This is a genomic window from Cereibacter changlensis JA139 (genome assembly GCF_003034985.1).
Lineage (GTDB): Bacteria > Pseudomonadota > Alphaproteobacteria > Rhodobacterales > Rhodobacteraceae > Cereibacter > Cereibacter changlensis.
This window is the reverse complement of sequence record NZ_PZKG01000325.1, coordinates 1-1,486: the sequence shown is the minus strand read 5'-3', so window position 1 is coordinate 1,486 and position 1,486 is coordinate 1. Positions and strand designations below refer to the sequence as shown.

Sequence of the window (1,486 nt, the reverse complement as noted above, 5' to 3'; positions counted from 1 at the left end):
ATCAGCCCTTCCCTGCGCGGCGGGCGTCCTGACTGTCTCGGAGAGCCAGCCATGACGCAGCCGGGCATGGTCGGGTCCGACGCCCCGTCTCCGCCCTGCGGGTGACGATCACTGGCGCAGAATATCCGATGGAGATCCCGACATGTGTCGGGATCGAGCAGGTCAGCAGCCAGGTCAGGGGATCGACGCGGGCTTGGGCCCGCGCTCACCCCCGCCCTGCGGTTTGTCCTGTTTGTCAGATCCGCCCAACATCCCTGATCGGGCCGGTCAATCGGCAAGCGCCGCGCGATGCGCGTCGTCGGAGCCGGAGGCCGTGTCCTCGGCTGCGCCTGCGGGCCGCACCACCCCCCGGCTCCGACCATTGACAGTCCCGCTCAGGGCCGTGGGTCGGGCTTCGCCCTCTCCACTCTGTTCCGCCGAATACATGCGTATCCGGCAGACCAGATTGCCGAGGCGCAGCCCATCGGCGGAAGCGGGGAAGAAGTCACCCACGCCGCCCCCACCACAATGGAGGCCACAAATGGCTGCTGAAAAGTTCGACGTTCAGGCGGAAGTCACCAAATCCATCATAGCGGCCATCGAGGCCGGTTGCCCGCCGTGGCGCAAGCCGTGGACTGGCGACAAGGGCGGTGCGCCGCTACCGCTTCGCTCGACCGGCGAAGCCTACCGCGGGATCAACGTCATCCTGCTTTGGCTGCGCGCTGCGGAAATGGGTTACACCTCCGCCCATTGGTTCACCTTCAAGCAGGCGCTCGACATGGGCGCCCATGTCCGCAAGGGCGAAAAATCCGCAACCGTCGTCAAATACGGCACGGTGGAGAAGGAGAACGAGCAAGGCGAGGAAAGCCGCATCAGCTACGCCCGCGCCTATCGCGTGTTCAACGCCAACCAGATCGAGGGACTGCCGGTCGACTTCTACGGCAAGCCCGCAGAAGCCCCGCGCGATCTCGGCACCGTCGCCGACCCGGAACTGGATGCGTTTTTCGCGGCCACCGGCGCGAAGATCCAGCAGAGCGCCGACGATCCGCGCGCCTACTACGCGCCCGCCACCGATCACATCAACATGCCGCTGGTCGCCACCTTTGAAAGCGCGTCCCGCTTCTATGGCGTCCTGGCCCATGAAGTGACGCACTGGACCGGCGCAAAGCACCGGCTCGACCGCTTCAGCAACAGCCGTACCAAAAACGTTTATGGATTCGAGGAGCTTGTGGCCGAAATCGGTTCCTGCATGGTCTCGGCCCAGCTGGGGGTTGAACCCGACTTCGAGCAGAGCGCCGCCTACGTCAAGCACTGGCTCGACGCGATCAAGGGCGACAAAAAGCTGATCTTCAAAGCCGCGACCGAGGCGCAGAAGGCGGCGGACTTCATCATTGCCGCCGCATCCACCGAAGCACGGAGGGAGGCCGCTTAGGCCCCCCACCACCCGGGGATGCGGAAATCCCGGCTCAGGCCGGGATTGCGCCTTTTTGCAGGGCGGGGGCGCGGC

At 65.6% G+C, this 1,486-nt stretch carries 1 protein-coding gene; it reads left to right on the top strand.

Annotation, left to right across the window (positions count from 1 at the left end; translation table 11 throughout):
- Window positions 1-520: 520 nt before the first annotated feature.
- Window positions 521-1,411, top strand: coding sequence for an ArdC family protein (locus C5F48_RS23695; RefSeq protein ID WP_107666116.1), 891 nt, complete (start codon window positions 521-523; stop codon window positions 1,409-1,411).
- Window positions 1,412-1,486: the final 75 nt, after the last annotated feature.

What these genes read in the sequence shown, in the direction of transcription:
- C5F48_RS23695 (WP_107666116.1), top strand. Translation starts at nt 521, where the DNA reads ATGGCTGCTGAAAAGTTCGACGTTCAGGCGGAAGTCACCAAATCCATC.